Here is a 17,835-nt window from a genome sequence, read left to right on the forward strand (position 1 = left end):
GGACGGCGAGAGGCGCGGCGGCGATCGGGTCACTTGCTTCACTGTTCAAGCAGTCGGCCGTGGACTCGGGACTGTGGGGGAGCCTGCGATTCGCGTGGACCGGCGAAACTCCCTGTCCGAGCGAACGTAATGTGGGCGGGGAACCACGGGACGGCTCACCGGCGATGCCGACGCACCGTCACCGCCACAAGGCAGTGGCCCCGCCATCGGCGGGGCCACTGCGACGTGCGGGGGGGCGAAGCCCCGGATGGCCGGGGCACATGCTCTCGATCCGTGGCGCCCGCGGAATGCGGACGGTGCCCCGGAGGCCGAGGCCTCCGGGGCACCGCAGAGTTGGTCCCGGTGCGTCCTACGCGTCGTGGCAGATGGCGAAGGCGACGACCTCGCCGAGGGTGGCGGTGGCCTGCCATCCGGTGGCCGGGTCGCCGACCGGCGCACTCTGCGAGACGTTGATGGCCCCGAGGAGGTCCGTGAAGCCCTGGTATCCACCGCCGGTGGCGACGTCGTCAGCGGGGCAGAGGGCGGTCGACTGCGGCCCCTGGACTCCGGTCACGACGAAGGTCTCGAGCTCCGCGGCGCCCTGCGCGCCCTGGAAGCCCTGCGGGCCCTGCGCGCCGGTCGCGCCCTGGAAGCCCTGCGGGCCCTGCGCGCCCGTGGCGCCCTGGAAGCCCTGCGGGCCCTGCGCGCCATCCGCGCCGTCCACTCCCGGCGCACCCTGGAAGCCCTGCGGGCCCTGCACGCCCGGGACACCCCGCGGGCCCTGCGGGCCCGGCGCGCCCTGGAAGCCCTGCGGGCCCTGCGGGCCACGGTCGCCCTTCGGGCCACGGTCGCCCTTCTGACCACGGTCGCCCTTCGGGCCGCGGTCGCGGTCGGCACTGGTGGCGCCGTTGGGGCCCGGGAGCCCCATGCTGTGCTCGGTGCCGGAGCGCTGGATCGCGTCGGCGACGGCGGTTGTGCTCGGGACGACATTGAGCACAACGGCAAGGGTGCCCGCCGAAACCAGGGTGGCAGACTTCATGCGGGAACTGCGGATCGTTTTACGGCTCACAAGGGAACCTTTCTCGCTGAACTGGGTTGATCACACCGCAAGCGCGCCCACTTCGCAGTGTGCTTGCCTCGCCTGCGTGTCACGTTGGCTACGGACAGCACCATCCTTCCCATCCGGTCACCGAATGTTCACGAGTTGGCCCGTGTCGTGCCTGAACATCACCCGAGCGGCCGCGAACTCTCCACACGCCGACCAATGGGAATACCGGAGGAGGAAAAACGGTCCTGCCGAAGACTTCCGGATCAATGCGGCGGACTTCGACCCATTTGCTTGTTCTGATCGGCGTAGGCCCGTCGGTAATTTCTGACCGCACTGATTGCCGTGCGATTTACTTTCAGCCCTTCCGCGGATTGTCAGCGGGCACGGCATCGGGTCCGCGGGCAGACGTGCGGAAGCCGGCGGGTCTCGTGCCGGTTCGAGGATCACACCGGCGCGGCCGGTCCTGTCCGCACGTCCTGCAGTGCGCTGTTTCTCTGGCGCATGACGGCAGGTCGGGAGTCTTCCAGGAGTCCCAGCAGATAGTGGCCGTACCCGCTCTTGAGCAGTGGCCGGGCCAGTGCCCGGAGTCCGTCGTCGTCGATCAGGCCGGCCCGCCAGACCGCCTCCTCGATGCAGCCGATCTTGAAGCCCTGGCGCTCTTCGATCACCCGGACGAACTCGGAGGCCTGAATCATGGAGCTGAAGGTTCCGGTGTCCAGCCAGGCTGTGCCTCGATCGAGCCGGGTCACGTGCAGCGCACCGGAGTCGAGGTAGGCGCGGTTGATGTCCGTGATCTCCAATTCGCCCCGGGCGCTGGGGCGCAGGTCTCGAGCGATGGCCACGACGTGGTTGTCATAGAAGTACAGTCCGGGTACGGCGTACCGGGACCTGGGCCGGGCCGGTTTCTCCTCGATGGACAGCGCTCGACCGAACTCGTCGAACTCGACCACGCCGTAGGCCTCGGGGTTGGCCACTTGGTAGGCGAATACCCTGCCGCCCTTGACGTCGTCGTGGTTGGCCAACTGTGTGCCGAGGCCGGTGCCGTGGAAGATGTTGTCGCCCAGGATCAGGGCGACCGGCTCGTTCCCGATGAAGTCGGCGCCCAGGAGGAAGGCTTGAGCGATGCCCGCCGGTCGCTCCTGCGTGACGTATTCCAGTCGCAGTCCGAGTTCACCACCGGTGCCGAGCAACTGGCGGAACTGAGAACGGTCATCGGGGGTGGTGATGATCAGAATTTCCCTGATACCCGCCATCACCAATGTGGAAAGCGGGTAGTAGACCATGGGTTTATCGAAAACCGGCAGCAATTGTTTCGATACAGCCCGCGTCAATGGCCAGAGTCGCGAGCCGGTGCCGCCGGCCAGCAGAATTCCTCGCATGGCGTCACCATAGTTGAACTGTGGTGAATGGGGTGGATCTGGCGCGACGCGCAGTGATGTGTGCAGCCGTTGAGCACGGCGAAAAAGTAATTACGAGCCCCTGCTTCCGTCGGGCCGGGAACGGTCGACGGCGGCGCGGCTCGGGCCCGGAGCGGCTCGGGCCCGGACCAGTGTGCGCGGCTATGCGGAGGTCGTGCGGCGTACGGACCGGCCGGCGAGTACGTCCGTGCGGGCGCCGTCCTCGATGACGAACCGGCCGCCGATCAGTACGTGCGGGATGCCGATGGGCAGCGTGCGCGGTTCCTCGAAGGTCGAACCCGCCGCCACCGTGTCCGGGTCGAACAGCACCAGGTCGGCGCGGTACCCCTCACGCACCAGACCCCGGTCGGGCAGCCGCAGCCGGGCGGCCGGGCGGGACGTCAGATGGGCGACGGTCTCCTCCAGCGACAGGATGCCCAACTCGAGCGCGTACCGGCCGAGGTACTGCGGGAACGTGCCGTAGGCCCGCGGATGCGGCTTGTCACCCTGGAGGATGCCGTCGCTCCCGCCGGTGTGGACCCGGTGGCGCATGATCTGACGCACGTTCTCCTCGTGGCCGACGTGCTGGAGGATCGTCGAGCCGAGCCGGTCCTCGATCAGCAGCCGCCGGGCGGTCGTCCAAGGAGCCTCGCCGCGCTCCTCGGCCGACTGCTGGATCGTCCGGCCGACGTGGCCCGCGGCAGCCGGGTCGCTCACTCCGGAGATCTCGATGGTGTCCCACTCGATCGGGACGCCGTGGCAGCCGTCGGAGCCGACGACCTCCAGGTGGTGCCGGATCCTTTCGGCCGTTGCGTCGTCCCGCAGCCGCGCCAGCACCGCGTCGGGACCGCCCTCGCCCGCCCAGCTCGGCAGCATCGCCACGAGCGTGGTGCAGCCGGGGGTGTACGGATAGGTGTCCAGGGAGATGTCCGCGCCGGCGTCCAGCGCGCCGTCCAGCAGCGCGAGCAGATCGGGCGCCTTGCCCTTGTTCACTCCGAAGTTCATGGTGGCGTGCGCGAGATGCAGGGCACATCCCGCCTCGCGGGTCAGGTTCACCATCTCCTCGTACGCCTTGAGCGCACCCGCGCCGTAGGAGCGGTGATGAGGGCAGTAGTAGCCGTCGTACGAGGCCACGACCCGGCACAGCTCCGCCAGCTCCGAGTCGTTCGCGTACATCCCCGGCGTGTACGTCAGACCGGACGACATGCCGACCGCGCCCTGCGCCATGCCCTCGGCCACCAGCTGCTTCATGCGGGTGAGTTCGGCCTCGGTCGCCGGGCGGTCCTCCCAGCCCATCACGTGCATCCGCACGGTGCCCTGGGGGATCAGGTACGCGGCGTTCACCGCGATGCCCTGGCCGCCGAAGTTCCGATCGAGGCGGTCCAGGTACTCGCCGACCGACCGCCAGTCGAAGTCGATGTCGGAGCCGTCGCCGTTCCAGCCCGTGATGGCCTTGCGCACCGCGGCGAGGGTGTCGTCGTCGACGGGCGCGTACGAGAGCCCGTCCTGTCCCAGCACCTCCAGGGTCACGCCCTGGGCGGCCTTCGCGGAATGGTCGGGGTCGCGCAGCACCGCCAGATCGGAGTGCGCGTGCATGTCGATGAAGCCGGGGGACAGGGCCAGACCCTCCGCGTCGAGGACGCGGGGGGCGGTGGGGCGGGGGCCGGTGCCCTCTTCGCGTATCTCGGCGATGCGGCCGTCGCGGATGCCGACGTCGGCGCGGAAGGAGGCACCGCCGGTGCCGTCGATGACGCGGGCGTCGCGGATTACGAGGTGCATGGGGGTGCCTTTCGGGGTCCGGGGCTTGCCCGCCACGCGGCGGAGCCGCACATGGGTACAGCGGGAAGGGGCGGGGAGGGGAAACGGCCCCGCAGGGTCAGAAGAACGTGCGGATGAAGTCCGTCACCGTGCCGTCCCGCTCCACCACCGGAATCAGCTGCCACTTGTCGAACGACGTGCACGGATGGGACAGCCCCATCCCCACCCAGTCGCCGACCTCCAGGTCCGCCTCCGGGGTGGTGGCGAGCCAGCCGTGCTGGTCGGAGAGGCCGGTGACGGTGATGCCGTCGGCGGGGCGGATGCCGCCGGTGCGGGCGTCGCGGACGACCTGGGCGTTCGGGAGGTCCAGGTCGTACGCCGCGTCCCGCTTGCCCGCGTTGACGAAGGCCTGGTCGGGGGCGGGCCGGGAGACGACCTGGGCCCACAGGCGGAACGCGGGCTGCAGCGCGCCTTCCTCGGGGACCCGGTTGAAGGGCGTGAGGTGCCGGTAGTGGCCGTCGTCGTGCGAGACGTACGCGCCGGAACGCAGCAGCTTCAGCACGGGGCGGGACAGTTCGGGGATCTCGGCGAAGACATCGGCGACCGCGTCGAACCACGCGCTTCCGCCCGCGCTGATCACGATCTCGTCGGTGCCGGCGAAACGGCCGAAGCCGTCGAAGTCCGCGGCGATCGCCACCAGCCGTCGCAGCCAGGCGCGTACCCGGTCGCCGTCGGCCTTGGGGACCTCACCTTCGTAACCGGCCACGCCGACGAGGCGCAGCGTCCCCGTGGCAGCCACCGCGTCGGCGACCGCGGCGCAGTCCGCCTCCGTACGGGCACCGGTGCGGGCGCCGTCGCCGGCACCGAGTTCGACCACGACGTCGAGGGGGCGCGAGACGCCCCGCAGGGCTTCGTCCATGAGCTCGACGCCGCGGACGGAGTCGACGTAGCAGATGAGGCGGAAGTCCGGGTCGGTGTCGAGTTCGCCGGCGATCCAGCGCAGGGCGGCCGCGTCGACGACCTCGTTGGCGAGGAAGATCCGCCGGATCCCGTAGGCGCGGTAGACCCGGGCCTGGTGGGGGACGGCCGCGGTGATGCCCCAGGCGCCGCGCTCCAACTGGCGTGCGAAGAGCTGCGGTGACATCGAGGTCTTGCCGTGCGGGGCGAAGGCGAGGCCGTGGCGCTCCGAGTACGTCTCGAGCAGGGTGAGGTTGTGCTCGACGGACTCGGCGGAGAGCGCGAGGACGGGGGTGGTGAAGCCGCCGGTGAAGAGATTGCGGCGGGACGCCGCCAACTCCCCGACGGTGAGCCCTTCGGCGTCGGGCGGGAGCGCCTTGAACCGGTGATCGGCCGGTTCGTCGGCGAGCCGTGCGACGGCGTTGTCGGCAGTCATGGGAGCCTCCTCATTGCGTTGCAACATATGCAACGACCATTGCGTATTTCGCTTGAGGCTGTCTAACATCCGAGCCGACGCGGGGTCAATGGGCCCGGCGACCGATCAGCGAGGAGCCCACGCGATCATGACCGCGAGCGTGCACGGACCCGTGGACGTCGTCTGCCTCGGCGAGTCCATGGTCACGTTCCTGCCCACTCGGGCAGGACGTCTCGCCGATGTGCCGTCCTTCGTCCGGGGCATCGGGGGCGCCGAGTCCAATGTGGCATGCGCGCTCGCCGCGGCGGGACACCGCACGCGCTGGGTCGGCCGGGTCGGCGCCGACGGCTTCGGCGACCACCTCGTGTCGGCGATCGCCGCCTACGGAGTGGACACCTCGGCGGTGGCCCGCGATCGGGAACGCCCGACCGGCGTCTACTTCCGCACGGCGACCGACCGGGCCACGGACGCGCACGAGGTCGTCTACTACCGGGCCGGCTCCGCCGCGTCGGCGATGTCCCCGCACACCGTGCCGTTCGGTGCCGTGCGATCCGGCCGAGTGCTGCACCTCTCCGGCATCACGGCGGCCCTCTCGCCCGACTGCCTCGCCCTGATGCGCGACCTCGCGGCCCGGCGGGACGGCGGCCCGCTCGTCTCCTTCGACGTGAACCACCGGCCCGGCCTGTGGCGCGATCCGTCCGCCGCGGACGTCCTGCTGGAGCTGGCCCGCGGGGCGGACATCGTGTTCGTCGGTGAGGACGAGGCCGAGGAGGCGTGGGGTGTGCGGGGCGCGGACGCGATCCGCGCGGCGCTGCCGCAGCCGTCGGTGGTGGTCGTGAAGCGGGGCGCGGCGGGAGCGGTGTCCTTCACGCGTCCCCCGGAGCGGCTCCCCGCCCTCGGCGCCGGCACGGAGCCTCCTACCAGCGCGGAGCCTGCCACCGCCACAGACCCCGGCGCCGACGTCGTCACCACCGTCCCCGCCCCCCGCGTCACCGTCGCCGCCCCCGTCGGCGCCGGTGACGCCTTCGCCGCCGGGTTCCTGTCCGCCACGCTCCGCGGGCTCACGGCGCGGCAGCGCCTGCGGCACGGGCACCTGTGGGCCGCGGCCGCACTCACCGTCCCCGGGGACCTGGCGCCGCCGCCCGCCGCCGGCCAGGCCGACAAGCTCGCCGCCCTGGACGACGAGGCCTGGGGGAGACTGCACCTCGGCCCCGGGTGGACGGGGGAGAACCAGGAGGTACGTACACCATGAGCCAGACCGTCGACCGCGCGCTGAGCATCCTTCCGCTGCTCGCGGAGGGGCCGGCCGACCTCGGGCAGGTCGCCGACCGCCTCGGCGTGCACAAGTCCACCGCGCTGCGGCTGCTGCGCACACTCCACGAGCACGGCCTCGTCCACCGCCAGCAGGACCAGCGCTACCGTCTCGGCGCCCGCTTGTTCGCGCTGGCGCAGGAGGCCGTGGAGAACCTCGACGTACGCGAGATCGCCCATCCGCATCTCGTCGCCCTCAACGAGCAGATCGGACACACCGTCCATCTCGCCGTGTACGAGGAGAGCGAGGTCCTCTACATCGACAAGGTCGAGAGCCGCTACCCGGTGCGGATGTACTCCCGTATCGGCAAGCCTGTCGCGATCACCGTCGCGGCCGTGGCGAAGCTGCTGCTGGCCGATCTGCCGGAGGCCGAGCGGCGCGCACTCGCCGAGAAGCTCGACTTCCCCATGTACACGTCCCGTTCGATCCCGAACGCCGGCGCCTTCCTCAAGGAACTGGCGACCGTGCGCGAACAGGGCTGGGCCACCGACCTGGGTGGCCACGAGGAGTCCATCAACTGCATCGGGGCCCCCATCCGAGGTGCGGACGGCCGGGTCGTCGCCGCCATGTCGGTGTCCGCACCGAACGTCGTCGTGACGGCCGACGAACTCCTCACCCTCCTCCCGCTGGTGCGCCGCACCGCCGACGCCATCAGCCGGGAGTACTCAGGACAAGCACCCCGACAGGAAGAACGCCCATGACCGAGAAGACCGCCCTCACCCCGAGCACCCACACCGCGCCGCCCGCCAGGTTCTCCCACGGCGTGCGCAAGGGCAACTTCCTCCAGGTCGCCGGTCAGGTCGGCTTCCTGCCGGCCGAGGAGGGCAAGGCCCCCACCCCCGCCGGCCCCACCCTGCGTGAGCAGACCCTCCAGACCTTCGCCAACGTCAAGGCGATCCTCGAGGAGGGCGGCGCGAGCTGGGACGACGTGATGATGATCCGCGTCTACCTCACGGACACGGCGCACTTCGCCGAGATGAACGAGATCTACAACGAGTACTTCAAGGATCTGACGGTCGCCCCCGCCGCCCGTACGACCGTCTACGTCGGCCTCCCCGCCGGCCTGCTCATCGAGATCGACGCCCTGGCCGTCCTGGGCTGATCTTCCTGAACCCCCCGCTCCACCACGGCACGGCGCAGCTCCCCGAAGCGCCGTGCCGCGCTCCCCCCTTGCCGAAAACAGGCAGAAAGCGCCTGGATCCGCCCGAAATCCCCTGAATGGACGCTCCCATGTTCCTCGCCGCTGACGCACCCCCGCCACCCACACCGCACACAGGGGGACTGCTCACCCTCATCGACGGCACCGCCGGTCTGCTGACCGTCGCCGCGCTCGGTATCGCGCTGCTCCTCGTCCTGATCATCAAGGTCCGGCTGCAGCCGTTCGTCGCGCTGCTCGCGGTCTCCATATCCGTCGGCCTCGCGGCGGGCCTATCGGTCACCGAACTCTTCGGCACGGTGCAGAAGTCCGCGGCCGTCTCGGTCATCGAGTCCGGCATGGGCGGCATCCTCGGCCACGTCGCCATCATCATCGGTCTGGGCACGATGCTCGGCGCGATCCTCGAAGTCAGCGGCGGGGCCGAGGTGCTGTCGTCCCGCCTGCTGAATCTCTTCGGCGAGAAGCGGGCACCGCTCGCCATGGGCCTCACCGGCCTGATCTTCGGCATCCCGGTCTTCTTCGACGTCGGCATCTTCGTCCTCGCACCGATCGTCTACGCGGCCGCCAAGCGCTCCGGCAAGTCGATCATCCTCTACGCCATGCCGCTGCTGGCCGGTCTGTCGATGACCCACGCCTTCCTCCCGCCGCACCCCGGTCCGGTCGCCGCCGCCGGCCTGTTCGACGTCTCCCTCGGCTGGGTCATCCTGATGGGCATCGTCGTCGGCATCCCCGCCGTCATCGCCGCCTGGGGCTACGCCGCCTGGATCGGCAAGCGGCTGTTCGTCGAGGTCCCACAGGACATGTTGGAGGCCGCGGAGGACGCCAAGGCCGCCGTCGCCGCCGAGCAGGCGGCGAGGGGCCGGCAGCCGCAGGAGGCACCGGTCGCGCTCGGGACAGTCCTCGCCATCATCGGTACGCCGCTGGTGCTGATCCTCGCCGCGACGTTCTCCTCCATCGCGCTCGAGGAGTCCACGCTCCGCTCGGTCGTCGAGTTCTTCGGCAACCCGTTCGTCGCCCTGACGATCGCGCTGGTCCTGGCGTACTGGCTGCTCGGCATCCGGCGCGGCTGGTCGCGAAAGTCGCTCGAGTCGGTGTCCACCCAGTCCCTCAAGCCGGTCGGCAACATCCTGCTCGTCGTCGGCGCGGGCGGTGTGTTCGGCGCGGTCCTGAAGGCGAGCGGTGTCGCCCAGGCCCTTTCCGACACCTTCAACGACGTCGGCCTGCCGATCATCGTGCTGGCCTACCTGATCTCCCTGGTGCTGCGTGTGGCGCAAGGCTCCGCGACGGTCGCGATCGTCACCACGGCCGGCATCGTGCTGCCCCTCGTCGAGAACGGCGGCCACTCGCAGGCGTTCCTCGCGCTCGTCATCATGGCGATCTCCGCGGGCTCGATCTTCGCCTCGCACGTCAACGACGGCGGATTCTGGATCGTCGCCAAGTACTTCGGCATCTCGGAACGGGACACGCTCAAGTCGTGGACGGTCCTCGAGTCGGTGCTGTCGGTGGCGGGCTTCGCGGTCGCCGCGGCGCTGAGTCTGGTCGTCTAGCCGGCACCGGAACGGTGCGGCGGGGCCGGAGTGGCGGACGTGCGGGGAGAATCGCGTCCGGCCGTCCGGCCCCGCCTGCGTGCGCGGGTCGGGCGCTGGTCACGCAGATCGTGCTCCTGCCCTCGTCGACGTCCCTCGACCAGTGGATGTTCCGGTCGTAGGCGCCCTCGCGGCAGTTGGACGTCTTCTTGTAGTAGCCGGTGATCCGGAGCACCTCGTTGTACCTGCGGGAAGCGGGCCCACAGGTGCCGGCCCGGCCTCCGGGTCAGTCGCTCACCGAGTCGGTGACCGGGTCGACGCGCACGTACGCGTCACCGGCGTCGCAGTCGACCCTGACGGGCAGCGGGGTGCTTTCCGTCGCGACGGCGGAAGTGTGCGTCACCGCATCCGACTGTTCCACCGATCGGCCCCGGCCGACGGCCGGTTCGGCGGGCCGCCCTCGTTGCCCTGCCGTGCGGAGACCCTCGGGCCGGTGCCTCGAGGACGGGCTTCGCCGTCGCCGCGCCGCCGGGACTAGAGTCGGCGCGTGCTGACATACGAACAGGTGCGTGACTGGGTCCGCGGCAGGTACGGTCCACGGCATGCGGAGCGGCGGATCACTGACATCGGGTACGCCTATTCGGTCAGCACCCAGCCGGACGCGTACCTGGACGGGGACACGTCCGCGATGACGTACGGCAACGGGCCCGACCTCGTCGTGAAGCGGACCGGGGCCGTCTGGCAGTTCGGGTCCGGCCCCGCGCTGATGCCGCTGTACGACGTCCGTTCCGAGGACGAGCTGCGCCGGGCGATGGCGGCCCTGCTTCCCGGATGGGACCCGGACCAGCCGCACGCGACGGTGCCGCTGACGCAGGCACAGCCGGGGTTCCCGCCGGTGGCGCCCGCGTATCCCGCGGGCCCGCCTGCGTACCCGGCTGCTCCGCCCGCCTACCCCGGGGGCCCGCCGGCCCCGCCCGCGCACCCGGCCGCTCCGACTGCGTACCCCATGGGGCCGCCCGCCCACCCGGCGCCCGCCCCGCCCGCCTACCCGGCGGCGCCCCAGGGGCCCGAGTTCGTCGCCGCCGACGCGGACAACGCTGTTCTCGTCGACGCGGTGGGTGTCTCATTCGACCAGCGGGACGTCGTCACCGACTTCGCCTGGCAGGACGTGCACGCCGTCCACCACACCGTCCGCGGTCTGTGCCTGCTGGTCGGAGTGACGCACCGGAACGGTGGGTTCTTTGAGTGCCGGGTCGGCGCCGGCCGTCAGAAGAGGCTCCGGGAATGGTCGCAGCAGCTCGCCCTGACCCTTGGTCACTACCGAGGCGGCAGCCCCGGCATGTGACGCCCGGCGGAGGGCTCCGGATCAGCCGAGGCAGAGGACGAGCAGGCACACCTGGCTCGGGGAGGCCGTCGCCGTATCGGCCGGCCGGGTCTGCGGCTCGTCGGCCGCGGAGCCCGATGTGGCGGGCGCGGTGGGGGTCGGCCGGACGGTGGGGGCCGTGGTCGCCGGCTCGGTGTCCGGCGAGGCGGGGGCCTTGGTGGGACGGGCCTGCGGTGCCGCGGGGGCGGCGGACACGGTGTGCGCCGGCACGGCCCGGTCGGGCGCCGCGGTGGGAGCCGACGAAGTCGGCGCGGTCCGCGGGGCAAAGGCGGCGGTCCCGGACGGCCGTGGCTCGGGAGACCTCGTGGCGCTTTCTCCCGGTTGTGCAGGGGCCGCGGCGGGCCGGCTCTCCCTGGCCTCGTCGGGGGCCACCGGGTCCGGCGCGGCGGCCGCGCTCGCGCCGCCCTTCCCGGAGTCGGTGGGCAGCGCGGCGATCGTCAGCGCGCCGCCGACGATCGCGAGCGCCGTGCCCGCGGCAACGCGCCGCTTGTTCTTCTTCCAGCGGGCCAGTTGCCGCCGCCGGGCGGCACGGCCCTGTCCGGTGGACGTGCCGGCGGCCGTCGCGCTGTCTCCGCCCGTGACCGGGGCGGCCTCCGGCCGGGCGGGGAACTCCTCCGCCCCGTACGGCTCCCAGGTCGTGGCGGCGGCTGCCGCCGTGGTCCCCGCGGGGTGCGCGGGCGGGGCTATGTCGGGGGCGTACGCGCCGCAGCCAGGGCACACCAGGGCTCCGTTGAGGTGCCGACGGCATGAGGAGCAGTAGTCCATGTGCTTCTTCCTGTGCTGACTACGCCGCCAAGGACATCGGCGACCTGTTCACGTGAGCGTGCTTGGGCCGGTCGGCGAGCAACGCTAACGGCGGCTCCGGGAGGCGGTGCGCAGCAGCTGTGACGCTTTTGGAAAGGTTGCCTTTCGCCGGTCCGGGGGAGTGCGCTCCCCGGACGGACTCGCGCCCGCACGTACCGGTGCCGCGCGGGAGGCGTCCCGCGCGGCACCGGTCGTCGAACGGTCAGGCGCAGTACTGCTGCTCCTTGCCGATGGAGCGGTACATGCAGTCCGAGTTCTCGAGCAGTTGGAGCACCGCGTCGCGGTTGCGTCCCGTCTCGCGCTCGATCACCTCGTCGGGCGGGTAGAAGCCGCCGCCGCCGAAGCCGGCCGGGTACATCTCGAAGGTGTACCCGAAGATCTTCTGACTGCCCCACAGCCAGTCGTCGATCGACCCGTCGGTGATGTAGAGGTCGCTCGACTGCTCCGCGGTGTAGCCGTTGCTCGCGGCCATCTTCCGTCCGACCGCGGCGAAGGCGTCACGGTCGTCCTGGGTCATGCCGGGGGCGGTGTCGGCGTTGGTCCAGCCGAACGGCCAGAGCACCAGCTCGCTGTACGTGTGGAAGTCGATGCCCGTGGCGATCTGCTGCTTGCCGCCGACCACGCGGCTGCGGACGAAGTCGGCGACGACCTTCACCTCGGGAGCGGACTCGGCGGCCCTGCCGCGGTAGGTCTCCGAGCTGGTCGAGCCCGAGGAGCCGCCGCAGCAGCCCCACTTGTAGTTCCAGTTGCGGTTCATGTCCGTGCCGACGTACGAGGAGCCGGAGTTGGGCTGCCGGTTCTTGCGCCAGCTGCGGTAGGAACCGGTGGCGATGTCGTACTCGCCGCCGTCCGGGTTGAGGTCCGGGACGATCCAGATCTCGCGGCTGTTCACGGCGCCCGTGATCCGGGGGTCGCTGCCGTAGTCCTCCCCGAACTCGCGCAGCAGGTAGAGCGCCATTTCGACGGTGAGGTGCTCGCGGGCATGCTGGTGGTGGGTGAAGAGGACCTCCGGCTCGTTCTCGTCCGTGGCCACGTTGTCGCTGATCTTGATGGCGACGATGTCCCGGCCCTGGTAGCTCTTGCCGATGACCCGCTTGCTCATGATGTTCGGGTGCTGCGCCACGCGCTGGTTGATCTCGGCCGTCATCTCCGCGTAGTTGTGGTAGCGGGAGTCGGCCGACGGGAAGTCGAACGGCTTCACGTCCGCCGCCGTGCGGTGCCGCGGCGGCGCGGGCAGTGCCTCGAGGGTGTGTCCGAGGGCGCGCAGCCGCCGTGCCTCCGCGGCGGTGGCGCTGACCACGACCGTGTGGTCGTCGGCCTCGTCGATCGACACACCGGTGCGGGCGATGGCGGTGCGGTCGGCGACGGTGTCCGGTCCGTGGATCTGGTACTGCCTGATCCGCTCGTCCTCGGCGGCGGCGGGTGCAGGCCGGTCCGGTGACGGTGCGGCGCCGGCGCTGATGGGCGCGGCCACCGCGAGAGCGAGGGCGGCCGCGAGGGTGGCGGCCTTCCTCCGGTTCGCACGTATGCGAAGTCGCATGCTGTCTCCTGGGTGGGGAGTTGTGGGGGGTGCTCCGGTGCGACGTGCGGGTCTGTGCCGGTGTTCGAGCACATCGTGTCGGTGTGACATGCTCGGGTCAAGGAGAGCTTCGGCCGTTCCTCGCAACCGCCGGATCGGCACTGCCCCTTGCGTGATCACCCGCGCGGCGCTTTTGTGACAGCGATCACCTGGGACGAGTGGAAGGCGGCTGTGCCATGGCAGGCACCACCGAGCAGGACGCGGACGGGACCCTGTCCGTACCGCGCAAGTCGAGCTGGAAGTACATCGGGCCCGGGATCGTCGTCGCGGCGACCGGCGTCGGGGCCGGAGACCTGGTCGCGACGCTCATCGCGGGCAGCAAGTTCGGATACACACTGATGTGGGCCGCCGTCATCGGCTGCCTCGTCAAGATCTCGCTGGCAGAGGCGTGCGGACGCTGGCACCTGGCGACCGGGCGCACCCTCTTCGAGGGCTGGCGGTCCCTCGGGAAGTGGACCACCGTCTACTTCGCCATCTATGTGGTCGTCTGGGGGTTCGTCTACGGGGCCACCGCGATGTCCTCCAGCGCCCTGCCCATCGTCGCCCTGTTCCCGGACGGCCCGGGCCTCAAGGTGTGGGCGGTCCTCACGGGCCTGATCGGCCTGGTCTTCGTCTGGTTCAACCGGTACGCCGTCTTCGAGAAGGTCATGACGGTGCTCATCGGCATCATGTTCGTGGTCGTGGTGTACGTCGCGATCCGCGTCGCGCCGGACATCGGCGCCGCGTTCGCGGGCCTGGCCCCGGTGCTGCCCGACGGGTCGCTGCTCTACACCCTCGGTCTGATCGGCGGCGTCGGCGGCACGATCACCATGGCCGCGTACGGCTATTGGGTCAACGCCAAGGGCTGGACCAACACCGGCTGGATGAAGGTCATGCGCCTGGACAACCGGGTCGCCTACATCACCACCGGCATCTTCGTCGTCGCGATGCTCATCGTCGGCGCCGAGCTGCTGCACGCCTCGCACCTCGCCCTCACCAAGGGCGACAGGGGGCTGATCGACCTCGGGACGATTCTGGAGGACAAGTACGGCGCGGTGACGGCCAAGCTGTTCCTGGTCGGCTTCTTCGCCACCTCGTTCTCGTCCCTGATCGGCGTGTGGCACGGCGTCAGCCTGATGTTCGCCGACTTCGTCGAGCGGCTCCAGCTCGACCGCAAGGGCGTTCCCGTCGACAAGGGCACGGTCGAGGAGGTGGCGGCCGGCCGGAAGGAGCGCTCGCTGCCGTTCAGGGCGTATCTGCTCTGGTTGACGTTCCCGCCGATCGCGCTGCTCTTCCTGGACCAGCCGTTCGGCCTCGTCGTCGCCTACGGCGTGCTGGGCGCGTTCTTCATGCCGTTCCTGGCGCTCACCCTGATCTGGCTGCTCAACTCCTCACGCACTCCCGCCGAGTGGCGGAACGGCATCCTCAGCAACGTGATGCTGGCCGCGGCGGGCCTGCTGTTCGTCGTGCTGTGCGTCCAGCAGGTGCGGGACCTGCCCTGGTGACGTACCCGTCCCCAGGGAGGCGGTGAAGCACCGACCGGGCCGTTCCGCCGGGGGAGCGGCGGAACGGACCGGTACGGGGACCATGGGTTACGGCAGGTTGTGGACGTGCGGTCCGACCGCGTTGGACCAGGCGTTGCCCGCCGTCGCGTCCCAGTTGGTGGACCAGGTCATCGCGCCCCGCAGACCGGGGTAGGTCTTCGAGGGCTTGAACGAACCGCAGTTCGTGCCGCGGGTGAGGCAGTCGAGCGCGTTCTTCACGATCGACGGGTCGACGTAGCCGCTTCCCGCGCCGCGGGTGGAGGCCGGGACGCCGAGGCCGACCTGGGAGGCGTCGAGGCCGCCCTCGAGCTGGATGCAGGCCAGCGCGGTCAGGAAGTCGACCGAGCCCTGCGAGTACACCTTGCCGTCGCAGCCGAGCATCGAGCCGCTGTTGTAGTACTGCATGTTGACGACGGTGAGGATGTCCTTCACGGCCAGCGCGGTCCTGAAGTACTCCGTGCCGGTGTTCTGCATGTCGATGGTCTGCGGCGCCATCGTCAGCACCAGCGACGAACCCGCCTTCTGCGACAGCTGGCGCAGCGCCTTGGTCAGGTACGTCGAGTTGATGCCGTGCTCCAGGTCGATGTCGACCCCGCTGAAGCCGTACTCCTGCATCAGCGTGTAGGCGCTGTTCGCGAAGGCCGTGGCGGACGCGTCACTGTTGATGGTGACGTTGCCCTTCTCGCCGCCGACCGAGATGATCACGGACTTGCCCGCGGCCTTCTTCGCGGCGATGTCCGCCTTGAAGTCGGCGACGGAGGCGTATCCCACGGCCGGGTCGAGGTTGAAGACGATCTGGCCCGGTGTGGTGGTGGAGTCGGCGAACGACACCGCGATGATGTCGTACTGCGCCTGTACGTCGCGCAGTTTCTGCACGGTGGCGCCGTTGTTGAAGTTCTGCCAGTAGCCCGTCAGCGCGTGCTTCGGCACCGCGGGGTTGCCCGGGTTGCCGCCCGTCGGACCTGTCCTGCCGGTGACCGCGGCCGACTTGGCCGATTCGCCCGCCGAGTTCGTGGCCGTGACCTGGAACTGGTACGAGGTGTCCGCGGAGAGGCCGGTCACCGTCGCAGACGTACCGGAGACGGACTGGACCCTGGCGCCGTCACGGTAGACGTTGTAGCCGGTCGCGCCGGAGACGCCGCCCCAGCTGAGGGCCACGGAGGACGACGTCACCGCGCCGACCGTGGGGGCCGCGGGCGCCGACGGGACCACCGGGTCGGGGTCGGTGCCGCCACCGCCGTCGGGGCCGAAGACGTTCACATCGTCGGCGTAGTAGGCGGCCTGGCCGTACCAGCCGTGGGTGTAGACGGTGACCGACGTGGTGTTGGCGCCCGTGGTGAAGGACGTGGTGAGCTTGGTCCAGCTGCTGCCGCCCGGGGTCCAGGTGGACACGTCCGTCGTCCCGGTGCCGCTCGCCCCCAGGTACACGTAGCTGCCCTGCACCCACGCGCTCAGCGAGTACGTCGAGTTCGGCCGGACCGCGACGCTCTGCGAGCACTTGGCGTTGTCCTGGCCGGCAGGCGTCGCCTTCAGCGCGGAGGCGCCGCTGTGCACCGGGGAGGAGACGGCGGCGCCGCTGCCGCCGGAGCAGGACCAGTTGGTGAGGCCCGACTCGAAGCCCGCGTTCTTCGCGACATTGACGTCGGCGGCCTGCGCGGTCCCGGCGGTGCCCATGAGCGTCAGCCCGGTGCCGACCGCGAGCGCCAGGCCGGCGCCCAGGGCCCTCCTGCCGGATCGCGCCGGGCGGTTCCAGGACGGTCCTGGCCATGGCCATCTCCGTGAGCGTGTGGTGCGGTCCACTTGCGGCCTCCGGTGGGGGAGTTGGGGGGTGGGGATGGGGCTTGCGGACGGTGGCCACCGTTGGGCGTACAAACTGGTCCAGACCAATCGGGTTGTCAAGACCTCTGGCGATGATTGGTCCCCGGAACGGTGTTCACTGCCCGGGTGGTGGTGGCTAGAGTGCTCATGCAGGAACACGGAGTAGCGAGCACCAGCAGCAGGAACACGGAGCAGTAGGGATCTGCGGCCGCCGGACACCCCGGTGTCCGGAGCTGAACGGGGAACGAGCGTGCCGACCGCAATAGCAGTCACCAGCGCCGACCTGGTGCTACCGCCCACCGATCAACAGACGCCGACCGCCGCCCTGCTCCACCCCCCGGACGAGGTGCCCCTCGACGCCGCAGTCAGCGACATGAGCGTCCTGCTCGAGCAGCACGGCTACGTCGTCGGCCTCTACCCCGCCTCGCTCCCCGCCGCCCACCAGCGCCGCCTGCACACGGTCCGCGCCGTGCTGGAGAGCGACCGCATCGCCCTGCTGGGGCTCGACCTGCCGCCCCTCGGCGTCGCCGTACTCGCCCGGCAGCTACGGCAGCTGTCGATCTGCGACTTCGGCGCCGGGGTCATCGCCTCCGCCGCCCGGCTGCTCTCCCACTACATCTACGCCGGCGCCCTGCTCGGCTCCGTCGCCAGGCTCGACCGCATCCCGGTGAGCCTCACCTCCCACGCCAGGTCGTGGATGCCGGGCACCCAGTTCGGTGTGCTGGCCGGTCCCCGGCCCCAGATGGTCAAGGTCGGCGGGGGCGGCCACCTGGCAGGTCCCGACTTCGCCACGCAGCTGATCCTCGCCAGAGGGCAGCTCCAGTCGGAGTGGGTGACCGGCACCCTCGCCCCGGCCTGGCGCGTGCAGCAGCTCCACGAGGTCCCGCTGCCGCAGGATTCGGCACGCTGGTGGGGGACGGGGCGGCTGATCGAGTTCGCCGCGTTCCTCCCGGACATCTCGGTCCTCTACCAACTGGTCTCATCCGTACGGCGAGAGGTGTGCACATGGTGCGGCATCCAACTCATCGGTGACCGCTGCGGCTTCTGCTCCGCCCCGCTCACGGCCGCCTCGAGCCGCACCGGGGCGACCAGGGCGCTGACCACGGGGTCATGAACGGCCACGACCGGCTGCCTGCCGTGACCACCGCGGCGGCCGCCTCAGTCGCTCCCGCCGTGTCG

At 70.7% G+C, this 17,835-nt stretch carries 14 protein-coding genes; 7 read left to right on the forward strand and 7 right to left on the reverse strand.

The annotated features are described in order from the left end of the window. Positions 1–349 precede the first annotated feature (349 nt). From MDN94_RS13175 to MDN94_RS13190, 4 genes are all read right to left on the reverse strand, one after another. Positions 350–1,018 (reverse strand): hypothetical protein, encoded by a 669-nt coding sequence (locus MDN94_RS13175; RefSeq protein WP_482726021.1) that lies wholly within the window; start codon positions 1,016–1,018, stop codon positions 350–352. Positions 1,019–1,470: 452 nt separating this feature from the next. After that, positions 1,471–2,406, reverse strand: a complete 936-nt coding sequence (rfbA, locus tag MDN94_RS13180; RefSeq protein WP_482726022.1) for a glucose-1-phosphate thymidylyltransferase RfbA — start codon at positions 2,404–2,406, stop codon at positions 1,471–1,473. 180 nt (positions 2,407–2,586) lie between these two features. Continuing rightward, positions 2,587–4,203: an N-acyl-D-amino-acid deacylase family protein gene (locus MDN94_RS13185; protein WP_482726023.1), complete on the reverse strand. Its 1,617-nt coding sequence runs from the start codon at positions 4,201–4,203 to the stop codon at positions 2,587–2,589. Positions 4,204–4,300: 97 nt separating this feature from the next. Continuing rightward, the gene (locus MDN94_RS13190) at positions 4,301–5,575 is read right to left on the reverse strand and encodes an amino acid deaminase (protein WP_482726024.1); all 1,275 of its coding nucleotides are present in this window, start codon (positions 5,573–5,575) and stop codon (positions 4,301–4,303) included. 127 nt (positions 5,576–5,702) lie between these two features. Between MDN94_RS13190 and MDN94_RS13195 the strand changes: the two genes are divergently transcribed. The 5 genes from MDN94_RS13195 (at position 5,703) to MDN94_RS13215 (ending at position 10,893) form a co-directional block, all read left to right on the forward strand. Further along, positions 5,703–6,806 (forward strand): sugar kinase, encoded by a 1,104-nt coding sequence (locus tag MDN94_RS13195; RefSeq protein ID WP_482726025.1) that lies wholly within the window; start codon positions 5,703–5,705, stop codon positions 6,804–6,806. After that, positions 6,803–7,567: an IclR family transcriptional regulator gene (locus MDN94_RS13200; RefSeq protein ID WP_005312701.1), complete on the forward strand. Its 765-nt coding sequence runs from the start codon at positions 6,803–6,805 to the stop codon at positions 7,565–7,567. The genes MDN94_RS13195 and MDN94_RS13200 overlap by 4 nt, the downstream gene beginning before the upstream one ends. Next, positions 7,564–7,968, forward strand: a complete 405-nt coding sequence (locus tag MDN94_RS13205; protein WP_482726026.1) for a RidA family protein — start codon at positions 7,564–7,566, stop codon at positions 7,966–7,968. The genes MDN94_RS13200 and MDN94_RS13205 overlap by 4 nt, the downstream gene beginning before the upstream one ends. A 128-nt stretch (positions 7,969–8,096) precedes the next feature. Next, positions 8,097–9,569, forward strand: a complete 1,473-nt coding sequence (locus MDN94_RS13210) for a GntP family permease (protein ID WP_482727065.1) — start codon at positions 8,097–8,099, stop codon at positions 9,567–9,569. Positions 9,570–10,095: 526 nt separating this feature from the next. Next, entirely contained in the window at positions 10,096–10,893 is a 798-nt protein-coding gene (locus MDN94_RS13215) for a hypothetical protein (RefSeq protein WP_482726027.1), read from the forward strand. Between the two features lie 21 nt (positions 10,894–10,914). Here MDN94_RS13215 and MDN94_RS13220 read toward each other — a convergent pair whose 3' ends face one another. Continuing rightward, positions 10,915–11,697: an SCO2400 family protein gene (locus tag MDN94_RS13220; RefSeq protein WP_482726028.1), complete on the reverse strand. Its 783-nt coding sequence runs from the start codon at positions 11,695–11,697 to the stop codon at positions 10,915–10,917. A 241-nt stretch (positions 11,698–11,938) separates the two neighbouring features. Beyond that, entirely contained in the window at positions 11,939–13,276 is a 1,338-nt protein-coding gene (locus MDN94_RS13225; RefSeq protein WP_482726029.1) for a M14 family metallopeptidase, read from the reverse strand. Between the two features lie 215 nt (positions 13,277–13,491). On the opposite strand from MDN94_RS13225, the gene MDN94_RS13230 reads away from it, so the two are divergent. After that, positions 13,492–14,799, forward strand: a complete 1,308-nt coding sequence (locus tag MDN94_RS13230) for an Nramp family divalent metal transporter (RefSeq protein ID WP_482726030.1) — start codon at positions 13,492–13,494, stop codon at positions 14,797–14,799. 87 nt (positions 14,800–14,886) lie between these two features. Here MDN94_RS13230 and MDN94_RS13235 read toward each other — a convergent pair whose 3' ends face one another. Continuing rightward, positions 14,887–16,638 (reverse strand): chitinase, encoded by a 1,752-nt coding sequence (locus MDN94_RS13235; protein ID WP_482726031.1) that lies wholly within the window; start codon positions 16,636–16,638, stop codon positions 14,887–14,889. 268 nt (positions 16,639–16,906) lie between these two features. Between MDN94_RS13235 and MDN94_RS13240 the strand changes: the two genes are divergently transcribed. Next, on the forward strand, positions 16,907–17,770 hold the full coding sequence (locus tag MDN94_RS13240) for a hypothetical protein (RefSeq protein WP_482726032.1): 864 nt from the start codon (positions 16,907–16,909) through the stop codon (positions 17,768–17,770). Positions 17,771–17,835: the final 65 nt, after the last annotated feature.

It is taken from the genome of Streptomyces sp. WAC00040 (assembly GCF_056835925.1).